General features: G+C 69.0%; 12 protein-coding genes. All 12 read right to left on the minus strand.

Translation table 11 applies throughout. The features are described 5' to 3' along the window. Positions 1–2: 2 nt before the first annotated feature. From KHN96_RS03995 to KHN96_RS04050, 12 genes are read right to left on the minus strand one after another with little or no spacing between them, the layout of a single operon-like run. Positions 3–1,190: a beta-ketoacyl-[acyl-carrier-protein] synthase family protein gene (locus KHN96_RS03995; protein ID WP_045218714.1), complete on the minus strand. Its 1,188-nt coding sequence runs from the start codon at positions 1,188–1,190 to the stop codon at positions 3–5. Continuing rightward, a complete protein-coding gene (locus KHN96_RS04000) occupies positions 1,187–3,610 on the minus strand; it encodes an MMPL family transporter (RefSeq protein WP_062738102.1) in 2,424 nt (807 codons plus the stop codon). The genes KHN96_RS03995 and KHN96_RS04000 overlap by 4 nt, the downstream gene beginning before the upstream one ends. Continuing rightward, positions 3,610–4,260: an outer membrane lipoprotein carrier protein LolA gene (locus KHN96_RS04005; protein WP_045218709.1), complete on the minus strand. Its 651-nt coding sequence runs from the start codon at positions 4,258–4,260 to the stop codon at positions 3,610–3,612. The genes KHN96_RS04000 and KHN96_RS04005 overlap by 1 nt, the downstream gene beginning before the upstream one ends. Further along, positions 4,248–4,694: an acyl-CoA thioesterase gene (locus tag KHN96_RS04010; RefSeq protein WP_045218707.1), complete on the minus strand. Its 447-nt coding sequence runs from the start codon at positions 4,692–4,694 to the stop codon at positions 4,248–4,250. The genes KHN96_RS04005 and KHN96_RS04010 overlap by 13 nt, the downstream gene beginning before the upstream one ends. Beyond that, positions 4,681–6,273 carry an HAL/PAL/TAL family ammonia-lyase gene (locus tag KHN96_RS04015; RefSeq protein ID WP_062738255.1) on the minus strand — a complete coding sequence of 531 codons (1,593 nt, stop codon included), beginning with the start codon at positions 6,271–6,273 and terminating at the stop codon, positions 4,681–4,683. Before KHN96_RS04015 ends, KHN96_RS04010 begins: the two co-directional genes overlap by 14 nt. Next, complete coding sequence (locus KHN96_RS04020; RefSeq protein WP_115044579.1) at positions 6,266–7,978, minus strand: glycosyltransferase family 2 protein; 1,713 nt, start codon at positions 7,976–7,978, stop codon at positions 6,266–6,268. The genes KHN96_RS04015 and KHN96_RS04020 overlap by 8 nt, the downstream gene beginning before the upstream one ends. After that, the gene (locus KHN96_RS04025) at positions 7,975–9,660 is read right to left on the minus strand and encodes an ApeI family dehydratase (protein WP_062738104.1); all 1,686 of its coding nucleotides are present in this window, start codon (positions 9,658–9,660) and stop codon (positions 7,975–7,977) included. The genes KHN96_RS04020 and KHN96_RS04025 overlap by 4 nt, the downstream gene beginning before the upstream one ends. Then, positions 9,657–10,286, minus strand: coding sequence for a COG4648 family protein (locus tag KHN96_RS04030; protein ID WP_373994670.1), 630 nt, complete (start codon positions 10,284–10,286; stop codon positions 9,657–9,659). Before KHN96_RS04030 ends, KHN96_RS04025 begins: the two co-directional genes overlap by 4 nt. Before the next feature lie 16 nt (positions 10,287–10,302). Next, positions 10,303–10,548 (minus strand): acyl carrier protein, encoded by a 246-nt coding sequence (locus KHN96_RS04035; protein WP_045218700.1) that lies wholly within the window; start codon positions 10,546–10,548, stop codon positions 10,303–10,305. 44 nt (positions 10,549–10,592) lie between these two features. Next, the gene (locus KHN96_RS04040) at positions 10,593–10,850 is read right to left on the minus strand and encodes a phosphopantetheine-binding protein (RefSeq protein ID WP_045220295.1); all 258 of its coding nucleotides are present in this window, start codon (positions 10,848–10,850) and stop codon (positions 10,593–10,595) included. Continuing rightward, a complete protein-coding gene (locus tag KHN96_RS04045) occupies positions 10,825–11,631 on the minus strand; it encodes a lysophospholipid acyltransferase family protein (RefSeq protein ID WP_045218698.1) in 807 nt (268 codons plus the stop codon). Before KHN96_RS04045 ends, KHN96_RS04040 begins: the two co-directional genes overlap by 26 nt. Beyond that, positions 11,616–12,326, minus strand: coding sequence for a beta-ketoacyl synthase chain length factor (locus KHN96_RS04050; protein ID WP_045218695.1), 711 nt, complete (start codon positions 12,324–12,326; stop codon positions 11,616–11,618). The genes KHN96_RS04045 and KHN96_RS04050 overlap by 16 nt, the downstream gene beginning before the upstream one ends. Positions 12,327–12,591: the final 265 nt, after the last annotated feature.

A 12,591-nucleotide genomic window follows, 5' to 3' on the forward strand; every position in this document is an offset into this window, starting at 1 on the left:
GTTCATCCCCGGCCCAGGATCAGGCTCGCGTTGCTGCCGCCAAACGCGAACGAATTGCTCATCACGTACTGCCCGGCGGCCAGGCGGCGCGTGTCTTGGATCAGGTCCAGTGCGGGCAGCGCGGGGTCGGCCTCGCCGTCCCAGAGGTGGCGCGGCAGGGCGGTGGCATCGTCCGCAAGAGCCAGCCATGCGAAGCCGAGCTCCGTCGCCCCCGCCGCGCCCAGCGTGTGCCCCGTGAAGGGCTTGGTGCCGCTGGTGGGCACACCGTGCGCAAAGACCCGCGCCATGAGGTGGGCTTCCATCTCGTCGTTCTTGCGCGTGGCAGTGGCATGCAGGTTGACGTAGCCGATGGCGTCGGGCCCGATGCCGGCATCGGACAGCGCGGCACGCAAGGCGCGCTCGGCACCGGCGCCGGTCGGGTCGGGCGCGGAAATGTGGTGCGCGTCGCTCGATTCACCCACACCCGCCAGGCGCACGGGGCCGGGCTCGCGGCTCATCAGGAACACCGCCGCCCCTTCGCCGATGTTGATGCCCGCGCGGTTGCGGCTCATCGGGTTGGTGCGTGCGGCACTGGTCGATTCCAATGAGGCGAAGCCCTGCAGCGTCAGCTCGCACAGCGAATCCGCGCCACCCACGATCACCGCATCGCACAGGTTCAGCTGCAGCAGGCGGCGCGCCGAAGCGAACGCCTTGGCACTGGATGTGCACGCGGTCGACACCGTATAGGCGGGGCCCGTGGTGCCGAGCGCGGCAGCGGCGAACGGCGCCAGCGTGCCGATCTCCATCTGCCGATAGTCGAAGGCCGCAGGCAGCGCACCGTGCACCCTGGCATGGCGCAGCGCCGCCTCTGCCGCGTCGATGCCCGACGTGCTGGTGCCGAGCACGATGCCGATGCGGTGCGCGCCGTACCGCGCGCGGGCGGCCTCCAGCGCGGGCCGGATCTGCGCGACTGCGGCAAGCAGCAGACGGTTGTTGCGGCAATCGTAGGCAGCCAGGTGTTCGGGCGGCGCAAGTTCGAGCGCCGCCTGGGCGCGCCCGACGATGGCGGCCGTGCCGTCCGGGCGCTCGGCCGCGATCATGCCCGGCGCGTGTCCGGCTTCCAGGTTGCGGCGGATGGCCGGCACGTCATCGCCGAGCGCGTTGACCATGCCCAGCGCGTGCAGGTAGACGGAAGCTGAAGAAGCAGTCATGAGGATCGATGTTTCGAGTGCGGCAGCCTCGGCGGCATGCCGAGCGGCGCCAGCGCCACCGCAATGACGATGCCCAGGGCCAGCGTCATGCCAAAGCTGCGCAGCACCGGCATGGCGCTCGTGCCCAGCAGGCCAAACGACAGCAGCGTGGTGGCCGCCGAGAGCAGCACGCCCACCCACACGCCGCCAATGTTCGCAGGATCGCGCACGCAGCCCTCGCGCAGGAAGACGGCGTAGTTCGCGCCCACGCCCAGCACCAGCATCAGCGCGAGCCAGTGGAAGAGGTTCAGCGCAATGCCCGCGTAGCCGTACACCGCAAACGTGAGGCCGACGGCGCAGACCACCGGCAGCGTCACGCGCACGCCGGCGGCCACGCCGTAGCGCACGCAGAACAGCGCCAGGATCAGCGTGAGCGCGCCCGCCAGCCACCAGCCGCTGTCCACGCGGTACGCGGCAAACAGCCGTGCCACGCTGGCCGGCTTGTCGACGAAGCGGATGCCGGCATCGGCATCGGCCAGCGCAGCCAGCGCCGGCAGTTGCGACGCCATGGCTCCGACCGGAATGACGATCGCGGCGAAGACCGCAGGCGCCTCCGGGCTTGCCACCTGGCCGAGCCACAGGTGGCGGTACGGCTGCGACCACGGCGTGGCCAGCCACGCATCCACCGTGAGCGGGCTGCCGGTGGCACGCTCGAACGCGTGGATGTAGCCTGCGGCGATGTCGGGGCGGAAACCGGCATCGGTGAGCGTGGCACGCAGGGCTTGCGGGTCGGCAAAGACGCGCTGGGCCAGGCGGGCACGGTCTTCAGCCTGCCGGCGCGCTGACGGCACGAACTGCGTGATGGACTGCACGCCCTTGAGCGCCGCGCCCGCAACGGGCCCTTCCAGCCGGCGCTGCAGGGCCTCGGCACGCTGCAGGACCTGCTCGGCGGAATCGCCCTTCACGACAAAGAACTGCGTGTTGTTTTCCACGCCAATGGCCTCGCGCACCACGGCTTCCTGCCGTGCAAGCTGGGGGTCGCGCTGGATCAGCAGGTGGATGTCGTCGTCACTGGTCAGGCGCAGCCAGCCGGGCACCGCGGCTGCGGCAACGAGGGCCAGGCACAGCCACGTGCCGCGGTGGGCAAGCGCGGTCTGCCAGCCGGACAGCCAGCGTGCCGCGCCGCGGTAAGACCGCTGCGACTGCCGCGGCGCATTCGCCAGCAGCGCCGGCAGCAGCGAAACCACCGACAGGAACGCGGCCCCGATTCCCGCGATGGCAAAGCATGCAATCTGGCGCAGCGCCGGAAACGGCACGCCGACAAGGATCGCGTAGCCCAGCAGGCTGGTGGCCAGCGCAACGACCAGCGCCGGGCGGACGTTGCGCGCGCTGCGCCGCGCATCGTGTCCGGCCTCGGCACCGAGATGGCCGACAAAATACTGGATGGAGTAGTCCACCGCCTCGCCGATCAGGCTGGCACCGAATACCAGCGTGAGCAGATGCAGCTTGCCGAAGACCAGCAGCGTGGCCGCCAGCGCGAACACGATGCCGATACCGGTCGACACAAACCCGAGCACCAGAAAGCGCGGCGAGCGGAACACCCACAGCATCAGCACCGCAATGCCGAGGGCCGAGACGATGCCGATGCGATGCAGCTCCTGCTCCGACGCATGGCGCGCCGCGGCCGCGTAGAACACGGCGCCGGTGCGCGCGAGCGTCACATCCGGGAAGGTGTCCGCCAGCGACTGCTCCGCCTGGGCGACGGCGGCGCGCACCTCGGCCTGCGTTTGTGCGTCGTAAGCAGAGGCCCCGAGCGTGGTGGTGACGAGCACGCTCGTCGTGCCGCCGTGCCGGGCGAGGAGGAAGTTGTCTTCGAGTTCGAGCCGCATGGTGGCCAACGGCAGATCGGCCAGCCAATGGCCAAGCCAGCCGAACGGATCGTCGGCCAGCGGTGCACTCAGGCCGGTTTCCACCGGTGCATAGAGCCGCTGCGCGAGCAGCGCCGGCAACGCCGTGCCGCCGGCATCCAGCGCGGCGCGATCGCCGGGCGCGAGCAGCCCGAACCGATAGGGCAGGTAGAACCGCGTGATCTGGCCCGCGTCGAACGGCGGCAACTCGGCGATGACGTTGCGAAACGCCGTGCTGCGCTTGAGGTCGGCACCGAGCTGCAGCGCCGCCGCCTTGGCGTGCATGGCGTTGCGGCTGCTGACGAGGAAGACCGTGCGATCGCCCAGCGATGCGGCAAGCGTGTCGACGGCTTTCTCGGCGACGGGGTCGACTTCGGTGGCGGGCAGCAGCGCGAGCAGGTTCGTCTGCAGCGCGGCGCCGCCGTGCAGGCGCACGCCGCAGTAGACCAGCGCGATCAGCACGGCCGCCAGCCAGCCGAGACGAACGGCCCAGGCGGACGGGCTCGAAGTGCGCAGCGCCAGCTCTTGCGCCATCAGGGCGCCCCCAACAGGGTGCGTTCGGCCGCGGAGGGCGCGTCCACGCGCGTGCTGCCGGTGAAGTCGATGCGCGTTTCATCGCCATTGGCCGAGCGGATGCGAATGCTGCGCACATAGGTGTCGCCGGCCAGGTCGAGCCCGCGCAGCGCTTGCGCCAACTGCGGCTGGGCCGGCGTGAGCTTCAGTTGCCAGCGGCTGGCGTTGCCCTGTGCGTTGACGCTGAACTGCGAGTACAGCGCCGACAGGTCGCCCGCCAGCATCGCGCGCATCATCCGCGACACCTGTGCCACGCCGGCGGCGTTGCGGGTGCCGCGTGCCATCGGCTTGTCGTTGGCATCGAGCGTGGTGACGCCGGCGTCGGTCATCACGTACGTCATGCGCGTCGGCTGCTCGATGCGCCAGATCGCGCCCTGGTCGCGCACGAACAGCAGCGTGCCGCTGCTCACCAGCGGCTTCTGCAGGGCTTGCAGGGTCTGCGTCTGCACGAACTGCGCGCGCACGCCCCGGGCTTGTGCGAGCTGCGCCGCCACTTGCGAGACGAGTGCGCTTTCCTGCGGCGCCTCGCTTGGGGCCGCGCCAGCGAGCGCGCTCATGGCCAGGGCCAGGGCGGCCAGGCACGCGCGCATGGTGTCGTTCAGCCCAGCCATGCACGCTCCACACGTTCAATCAACACAGGCGGCGACACGAACTGCAGCTCACCGGTACGCGCGCACACCGCCACCTGCGTGGTGTAGCCCTTGGTCAGGCGTGTGCCCGACGCGCAGTCGACGATCTCGTAGGCGATCTTCAGCCGGTTCTCGTATTCGACCAGCGTGGCGCACACCTCGATCTGCTGGCCGTAAGTGGCCGGCTTGATGTACTTCAGGTGCGCCTCCACCACCGGCCACAGGAAGCCGGACTCGCGCATGTCGCGGTAGTCATAGTGGAAGCGGCGCAGCAGCGCGGCACGGCCGATTTCGAAGTACTTCAGGTAGTGGCCGTGCCAGCAGACGTCCATGGCGTCGACGTCGTGAAAGGGTACCTCCACGCGGGCGCTGGCGGCGAGCGGTGGATGGCCGGGCGGCAGGTCACGGGCGGTCATGGGCGTCCCCTTCGATAAGTTCGCCGCGCTCGATGGCGAGCGTGAGCGCGCGCAGCTCGGCTTCGAGCGGGCGGTCTTCTTCCACGAACCCCGACTGCGCGCCCACGCGGTCGATGAAGGCTTGCACCGGAGCGGGCACCTGCGTCGATGGATTGAGGCGGCAGCGCAGCCGCACGGCCTGCACCGCCGCGAGCGTGTGCGCGGCCGCCACCTGCTCCGTCAGCTCCAGCACACGCAGGCAGTCGCGCGCGGCAATCGTGCCCATGCTGACCTTGTCCTGGTTGTGCGCCTCCGTGGAGCGCGAGAACACGCTGGCCGGCATGGTGTGCTTGAGCGCCTCGGCCGTCCATGCCGACGAGGAGATCTGCACGGCCTTGAAGCCGTGGTTGATCGGCGCGCGTTCTGCCGTGGCGCCCGACAGGTTGCGCGGCAGGCCGTTGTTGAACTTGTCGTCCACCAGCAGCGCCATCTGGCGGTCCATCAGGTCGGCCAGGTTGGCAACGGCCGTCTTGAGGGCGTCCATCGCAAACGCGATGTGACCGCCGTAGAAGTTGCCGCCGTGCAGGACCTCCTGTGCATCCGGGTCGATCAGCGGGTTGTCGTTGGCGCTGTTGAGTTCGTTCTCGATGTCGCGGCGGATCCACGACTGCGCATCGCGTGCGACCCCGATGACGTGCGGCGCACAGCGGATCGAGTAGCGGTCTTGCACCCGGTGCGCGGAGGTGTCGTCCCAGTCAGCCAGGTCGGCGCGAATCCAGGCGGCGACCTCTGCCTGACCGGCATGCGGCTTGGCCGCAAAGATGGTCGGGTGGAAGTGCGCCGCGCGGCCGTCCAGCGCCACGGTGGCCAGGGCCGTCAGCCGGGACGACAGGCGCACCAGCTGCTCGGCCCGCGTGTAGGCCAGGCATGCGAGGCCTGTCATCACCGCCGTGCCGTTCATGAGCGCCAGCCCCTCCTTCGGGGCCAGCGTGATAGGCGGATGGCCCAACTGCTGCCATACGCCGGCGGCGGGCTGCAGTTGGCCGTTGAAGAGCACCTCGCGCTCGCCAACGAGTGCGGCGGCCACGTATGACAGCGGCGTCAGGTCTCCGCTCGCGCCCACCGAGCCCTCGGCGGGAATGCGCGGCAGGATGCGATGGTTGATCAGGTCGGCCAGGCGCTGCAGCAGCACGTAGCGCACGCCGGAATAACCGTGCGCGAGCGAGTTCAGCCGGGCGGCCACCACGGCCAGCGTTTCGGCGGGCTCGAGATGGCGGCCCATGCCGCAGCCGTGGTAGCGCGTGAGCTGCAGCGGCAGCGCCTCGACCAGCGCCATCGGCACGCTCACCTGGCAGGCATCGCCATAGCCGGTGTTGACGCCATAGATGGTCGCGCCGTCGGCCAGCCGTTCACGCAGGAATCGCGCGCCGCGCTCGATCCGATCGCGCCAGGCGGCATCGGCATTCAGCCGCACCGGCTGCCGGCCATGCGCAATGGCGACCACGTCTTCGATCGTCAGGCGGCGGTTGCCGATCACAACGGGGTGCTCGCCGGCCGCCGCATGCGCTGGCGCGGGTACGTTCAGATCGTGTTCAGCCATGGGCGGCATCCTTCTTGGGGCTCGCCCAAAAATCGAAGAAGTTGAACCATTGGAAAGGGGCCTTGCGGCAGTAGTGCTCCAGCCGCTCGGCGTAGCGTTGGGCCAGGGCGCCAAGATGGCGTGCACGCTCGGCGCGCGGCAGCTCGATGCGCTCGGCGAACGGCTCGAAATACAGCGTGTGGTTCTGCCCGTGCTTCAGGCAGAAAAACAGATAGACCGGGCAACCGAGCGCGTGCGCGAGCACGTACGGCCCCTGCGCAAACAGCGCCGATGCACCGAGGAAGCGCGCCTGCACCGTGCGGCCGGATTCGTGCGCCGGCACGCGGTCGCCCACGATGACGAGCAGCTCGCCTGCGTCGATGCGTTCCTGCATCAGCATGGCCGTAGCGGGGCCGAAATCCGTCACCTGCATCAGGTGCGAGACGACATCGGGATGCGCCTGCGCCAGTACGTGGTTGAAGCGCTGTGCGTGCTCGGTGTAGACGACCGCCGTCACCTTGGCGTGGCCGTTGCGGGCGGCCAGCGCGCGCGTCATCTCGAGGTTGCCCAGGTGTGCGCCGATCACGAGCGCGCCACGCCCGCTGGCGACGAGCGCCTCGAACGCGGACGGGTCATCGAAGCGCACGCGCTCGCTCTTGACCTGGCCCGACCACGCGGCGAGCTTGTCGAGCCCCGATTGCGCAAACGCGATCATGTGGCGATACGAGGTCAGCCATCCCGGCTGCGGCAGGCCCGCGTCCGGCATCGACGCATGCAGCCGCGCGAAATACTGCCGCGAGGCCTCCCGCGCGGTGCGCCCCGTCAGCAGGAAGTACGCAACGATCGGGTACAGCCACAGCGAGGTGAAGCGCGTGCCGAACACGCGGCAGCTCAGCGCCAGGAACTGCATGCCCAACCGGCTGCCGCGCTCGGCCATGCGCCACCAGCCTTGCTGTGCGCCGGAGGCGGCGGGATGGCGCCAGCGCGGCAGGAACTTGCCCGCCAGCAGCACGGGCAGGCGCGCCAGCATGCCGGCCACCAGGCGCGTGTGGCTTTTGCTGATGCGGACGTTGTCCCACAGGACATCGAAGTGCGACAGGCCGCCCGGCTCGTACGTCACGCGCGTGGGCAGCGTGACGATGCGCGCGCGGCGCCAGTGCAGGCGTACAAGGATCTCGATGTCGAAATCCATGCGCGTGGGCAGCGCCACGTCGTCGATCAGCTTGCAGGCCAGCGCCAGCGGGTAGATGCGGAAGCCGCACATCGAGTCGCGGATGTCGAACGACAGCGTCTCGATCCATACCCACACGTGCGTGACGTAGCGTCCGTAAAGGCGCGCCTTGGGCACGCTGTCGTCGTAAACGGGGCTGCCGAGGATGACGGCGTCGGGCGAGGCTGCGGCCGCGGCCAGGAAGCGCGGCACGTCGGCCGCATCGTGCTGGCCGTCGGCATCGATCTGCAGCGCGTGCGTGTAGCCGGCGGCGTACGCGGCGCGCAGGCCGGCCATCACGGCGGCGCCCTTGCCGCCGTTCACGGGCAGGCGCAGCAGCGTGACCTGCGATGCATACTGCCGGGCCAGCGCGGTCAGCACGGCTTGCGTGGCCGCATCGCTGCCGTCATCGACGATGAAGATCGGCAGCCCATGCACCGCCAGGTGCGCAACCGTGTTGCCGATGGCGTCCTTGTGGTTGTAGATAGGGATGACGATGGCGGTGCGCGGGTTCACGCGGCCTCCCGATGGGCCTGATGGACGAATGCGCCCGACGCGCACTCCCGCGCGCCCAGACGGGCGGTAAAACGCACGCGGCAGCGCTCCGGCTCGTGCGCAAGACGCAGTGACACCACCGCGCCCGGGGGCACCGGCGCCATGAACTTCAGCTGATCGACCGAGGTGACCGCGCGCACCGCCGGATTGCAGGCCGCTGCCAGGCGTATGGCCCAGTCGATCAGCACCACGCCGGGCAGGATCGGCAGGCCGGGGAAGTGCCCCTCGAAGTGGATCAACGACGGGCTGACGCGCAGTTCGTAGTGGTCGCCCTCGGCGTCGCTCACGTGTGCGAGCGTTTCGAAACCTTCGGCGCCCGGGCGGAACGCGGCAGCCACGGCGGACGCCGGCAGCTTGCCGCGTGCATCCACCGGCAGTGCCATGCAGAAGCGCCAGCGGCGCGGGATCAGGGTGGGCTCGGTGTAGGCAGACAGGTGACGGCGCAAGGTCTTTGCCAGCGCCACGCGGCCCTGCGTACGCAGGGCTTCCACGCCCGCCGGCGTGAGCGCCACCAGTGCGCCCAGCCGTTCGCGCGATGCCCCTGCCAGCAGCGTGGCGGCAGCCCTTGCCACGAACAGATGCGTGCCGAGCCAGTCCTCCATCTCGGGCAGCGAGACGCGCTTGCCGTCTACCTTGACGACGCGATCGAGCCGGCCGCGCAGCTTGAAGCGGCCGCTGTCGTCAAAGGCGATGGCGTCGTCGGTGCGGTGCCAATCGTCGTGCGGCAGATGCGGTGAGCGTACGGCCAGCGCGCCGTCGGCTTCCTGCCGGATGGCAACGCTGGCAAACGGCTGCCATGCGAGGGACTGATCCTGGCGGCGCCAGGCGATGCCGCCGGTCTCGGTGCTGCCGAACACTTCGATGGGCGCGCTGCCGTGTGCAGTGGCAAAGGCCGCGGCGGCTGCGGCATCCAGCGGCCCACCGGACGAGAACACCGCCGGCATGGGCGGCAGCCCCTCAAAGCCGGGCAGCTGGGGCCAACGGGCCAGTTGCGCCGGGCTCGAAACCAACGCCGCCACCGGCTGCTCCGCAAGGGCGCGCTGCAGCGCAGCCGGCTCCGAGACGGTCTGCCGGCCGAACGCACGCCCCGCTGCCAGCGGCCAGAACACGCGGAACAGCAGCCCATAGATATGGTGATGCGGCACGCTGGCCATCACGGCGCCGGTACCGATCTGCATGCCCCATTGCTGCTCGAGGGTCACGACTTCGGCGTCGAACTGCGCGAGCGTCTTCTGGATCGGTTTGGGCGTGCCGGTGCTGCCGGACGTGTACAGCGTGATGGGCGCATGCCGGTCGACTGCATCGAACGCGAGGGGGCCGGCGTGCGGGCCGATGGCCGCGAGGTCTGCATCGGTGACGAGCGCATCGTAGGCACCGGCGAGCGACTCCAGGTAGGCCGGTGCGGCACTGGCCGGAATCACGACGTGCCTGCCGCAAGCGAACAGCGCGAACAGCGCGCAGGCAAAGGCGAACGGGTCTTCCACGCACAGCGCCACGCGCGCAGCCGGCTGCGCGGCAAATGCGGCGGCCCAGGCGGCCACGCGGGCACGGAAGGCGCCATGGGCAATGTGTTGCCCGCCATCGACGCACACCAGGGCATCGTCGGGCCGCGCGGCCGACAACAAGGCATGGAGCGGAGTCATGCAGCCTCCGATGGCGGCGCATGCGGGCGCACGACCCAATGACGGAACGCCGCCTCGGCCGCGATGAGGCCACCCACCAGCACGTACGCGATGACGCCGTTGTACAGCGCCCACGCGCCGCGCGACCACGTCAGCGCGGCCACGACGGCCATCAGCCCGTTGAGCGCAAAGAAGCCGCACCAGACCTGCGTGACGCGCCGGGTATAACGAACGGCACGCGGCTGCAGATCGGGCAGGCGCATGCGCGCGAATTTCTCGATCATGGAAGGGCCGGAGCGCAGCGTGGCTGCAAAGCTCAGCAGCAGCCCCGCGTTGACCAGCGCCGGATACAGGCGCAGCAGCCGCTCGCTGTCGGTAATGGCCACCGCGGCCGACGTGCACGTGAGCGTGCCGGCGATCAGCCAATCGAGCGGCGTGAGCTGGCGCAGCAGCGACGACACGCTGCCCGCGCCGATCCACCGCTGCAGCCAGAGCAGCGCCAGCAGCGCGACGCCCGCATAGCGCGGCGTGCCGAAGTGCCAGGCCCCGATCAACACGAGCGGGTATGCGACCTTCAGCGCCGTCTGGGCAGCGGCGCGCGTCCAGTGGGGCAGTGCTGCTGATTGGCGCGCCGGTTGCGTCTGCATCCGCGCTTGCATCGGCTTATGCCGCCAGCAGCGATTCGACCGCGCCGATGACGTCACCCACCGTGCGCACGGTCTTGAACTCTTCCGGCTTGATGCGCCGGCCGGTCATTTCCTGCAGCTTGATGGCCAGGTCGACCGCGTCGATGCTGTCCAGGTCGAGCTCTTCAAACAGATGCGCTTCGGGCGTGACGCGCTCCGGCGCAATGTCGAAGTTCTCTTTGAAAATGGCGCGGATGCGTTCGAGGATCTCGGTGTCCGTCATGGTGTTTTCTCTCCCTGTATCTGCCGTTGCCAATGCCCGGCGGATTATTGTTGGCTCTTGACCAGTGCGGCCAGCGTATTGACCGAGCGAAAATGCTCGCGTGTGTGTTCGTCGTTGGCGGCAATCGTCAATTGATAACGCTTGCGCAATACGATGCCGATTTCCAATGCGTCAATGGAATCCAGACCGATGCCGTTCGTGTCGAACAGCGGTGCATCGTCGTCGATGTCGGCGGGCGTCATGTCTTCCAGATCGAGCGCCTCGATCAGGAGCTGCTTAATTTCGAGCTTCAAGGAATCCATATTGCAGAAGGTGGTCGGTGATGTGGGTTTCGATGCCGTTGGTGAGAGCCCGGGCCGCGAGCATCGTCGGCGCGCCGGGGGGCACGTACCGTGCGGCGCTGACGGCCGGCAGGACGGCCACCTTCATGCAGAAGGCGCGCGGCGGCACGTCGTACCAGCGCATGGTCTTGGTGAAGGCAGGCGGGTCGCAGTCCATCAGCACTGGCAGGATGGGCGCGCCCACATTGAGCGCCATGTGCGCAAAGCCGCGCGAGAACGGGTGCAGGCGGTCCTTGGCCGGGCTGCGCGTGCCTTCCGGGAAGATGATCATCGTGTAGCCGGCGGCCAGTTGCCGCGCGCCGGCTTCGACAAGCTCGGCCGGATCGGCGTTGCTGATGTATTCGGCGGCGCGCACGATGCCCCAGAAGCACGGGTTGCCCCAGTGCGCATGCTTGACCACGCAGCAGGCGCGCGGCGTCAGCGCCAGCAGCACCATGACGTCAAGGTAGGTCGGGTGGTTGGCCACCACGATGGCCGGGCCGCCGTTGCGCAGCTGCTCGGCACCGTGAACGTCGAGCTTCATCACGCCAAGCCATTGCAGCGCCCGCACCAGCGCGCGGAAAAACCAGTGGATGACCAGGGTGACAGTACGCTGGCGCGACGCCCGGTGCGGCCACAGCCACGCGAGCGGAAACACGACGATCGAGAACAGCAGTCCGCAGATGCCGAAGACGGTGAAGGCCAGCCCCGTGGCCGCCAGGCGCCAGGCCGTGTTCACGCGGGTGGTCAGTGCGGTTGCCATGCACCCTCGCGCCATTGCCATGCCCAGGCGCCGCCGGCATGTTGCCAGGCGCTGGAACTGCGGGATTCCAGGCAATGCAGCACTGCCCGGCTTTGCGTGGCCATGTCGCCTGCGGGCGCTGGCAACGCGCCTGCACACCCATGCGAGCACACCAGTGAGGCCGGCGCCGCGGCATCGAGGAGGATGGCGAGCGCGCACGCGTCCACGTCATCGGCCACGGTGCCGAAGCGCGCATCGGCCGGCTCATCGGCATAGACGAGCAATACCGGCGCACTCGGGTCCGAGACGTATTGCGCATGCGCCTCCAGCAACCCCAGCCCAAGCGTGGCGGGCCCGGCGGATACGGCTATTGCCGCGGAAACGTCGCCGCGTGCAATGCCGAAGACGCCCGTCATGGCATTGAGTACGGACAGGCTGAAGGCGGTGGGGGAGACGGGCTGGCCGTCTTCGATGTCGGCCAGGATGCCGGCCGTGCGGCGCAGCTCGCCATGGCGCGAGGCAAACACGATGCGCGCGTTCGGCACATCCGACACGCAATCGTGTGCGACCTTGAGCGCGCTTTTTGAGAGCGAACTCAGGCGGCGCCGGACCATCGGCTCAATAAAACCGATGTCAGGAGACGATGCCGAATCAGAACCAATGGCAGGCCAGCAGGACCAGCGAGCAACCGGGATTGTCCAGTGCAAATCGGGCATATCGGTGTTCGCGTGCGGAGCACCGCCGTGGCCGCATGCTGCGCGGCGCCCGGCGCGGGGTGGGCGGATCGCGCATGCACGCGACGTTTGCCTTGACCCGATTCGCTCTCGTTGTTGTCGATTGATCTGGGTGAGCGCGCGGGCCGTTATGCCGGCCGGTATTTGTCTTTCGGAACGCTTGCTATTCCCCAACCCCGGGCCGAATCATACTGAAAAATCCCTTAGGAAAACAACCACATGCGGGATTTCGTATGACAGAAGCGAC

Origin of the sequence: Ralstonia mannitolilytica, from assembly GCF_905397375.1 — a bacterium.
GTDB lineage: Bacteria > Pseudomonadota > Gammaproteobacteria > Burkholderiales > Burkholderiaceae > Ralstonia > Ralstonia mannitolilytica.

Bases quoted from the DNA above. Each gene is read 5' to 3' on its own strand.
- KHN96_RS03995 (WP_045218714.1), bottom strand. From the start codon at position 1,190: ATGACTGCTTCTTCAGCTTCCGTCTACCTGCACGCGCTGGGCATGGTC.
- KHN96_RS04000 (WP_062738102.1), bottom strand. From the start codon at position 3,610: ATGGCGCAAGAGCTGGCGCTGCGCACTTCGAGCCCGTCCGCCTGGGCC.
- KHN96_RS04005 (WP_045218709.1), bottom strand. From the start codon at position 4,260: ATGGCTGGGCTGAACGACACCATGCGCGCGTGCCTGGCCGCCCTGGCC.
- KHN96_RS04010 (WP_045218707.1), bottom strand. From the start codon at position 4,694: ATGACCGCCCGTGACCTGCCGCCCGGCCATCCACCGCTCGCCGCCAGC.
- KHN96_RS04015 (WP_062738255.1), bottom strand. From the start codon at position 6,273: ATGGCTGAACACGATCTGAACGTACCCGCGCCAGCGCATGCGGCGGCC.
- KHN96_RS04025 (WP_062738104.1), bottom strand. From the start codon at position 9,660: ATGACTCCGCTCCATGCCTTGTTGTCGGCCGCGCGGCCCGACGATGCC.
- KHN96_RS04030 (WP_373994670.1), bottom strand. From the start codon at position 10,286: ATGCAGACGCAACCGGCGCGCCAATCAGCAGCACTGCCCCACTGGACG.
- KHN96_RS04035 (WP_045218700.1), bottom strand. From the start codon at position 10,548: ATGACGGACACCGAGATCCTCGAACGCATCCGCGCCATTTTCAAAGAG.
- KHN96_RS04040 (WP_045220295.1), bottom strand. From the start codon at position 10,850: ATGGATTCCTTGAAGCTCGAAATTAAGCAGCTCCTGATCGAGGCGCTC.
- KHN96_RS04045 (WP_045218698.1), bottom strand. From the start codon at position 11,631: ATGGCAACCGCACTGACCACCCGCGTGAACACGGCCTGGCGCCTGGCG.
- KHN96_RS04050 (WP_045218695.1), bottom strand. From the start codon at position 12,326: ATGCCCGATTTGCACTGGACAATCCCGGTTGCTCGCTGGTCCTGCTGG.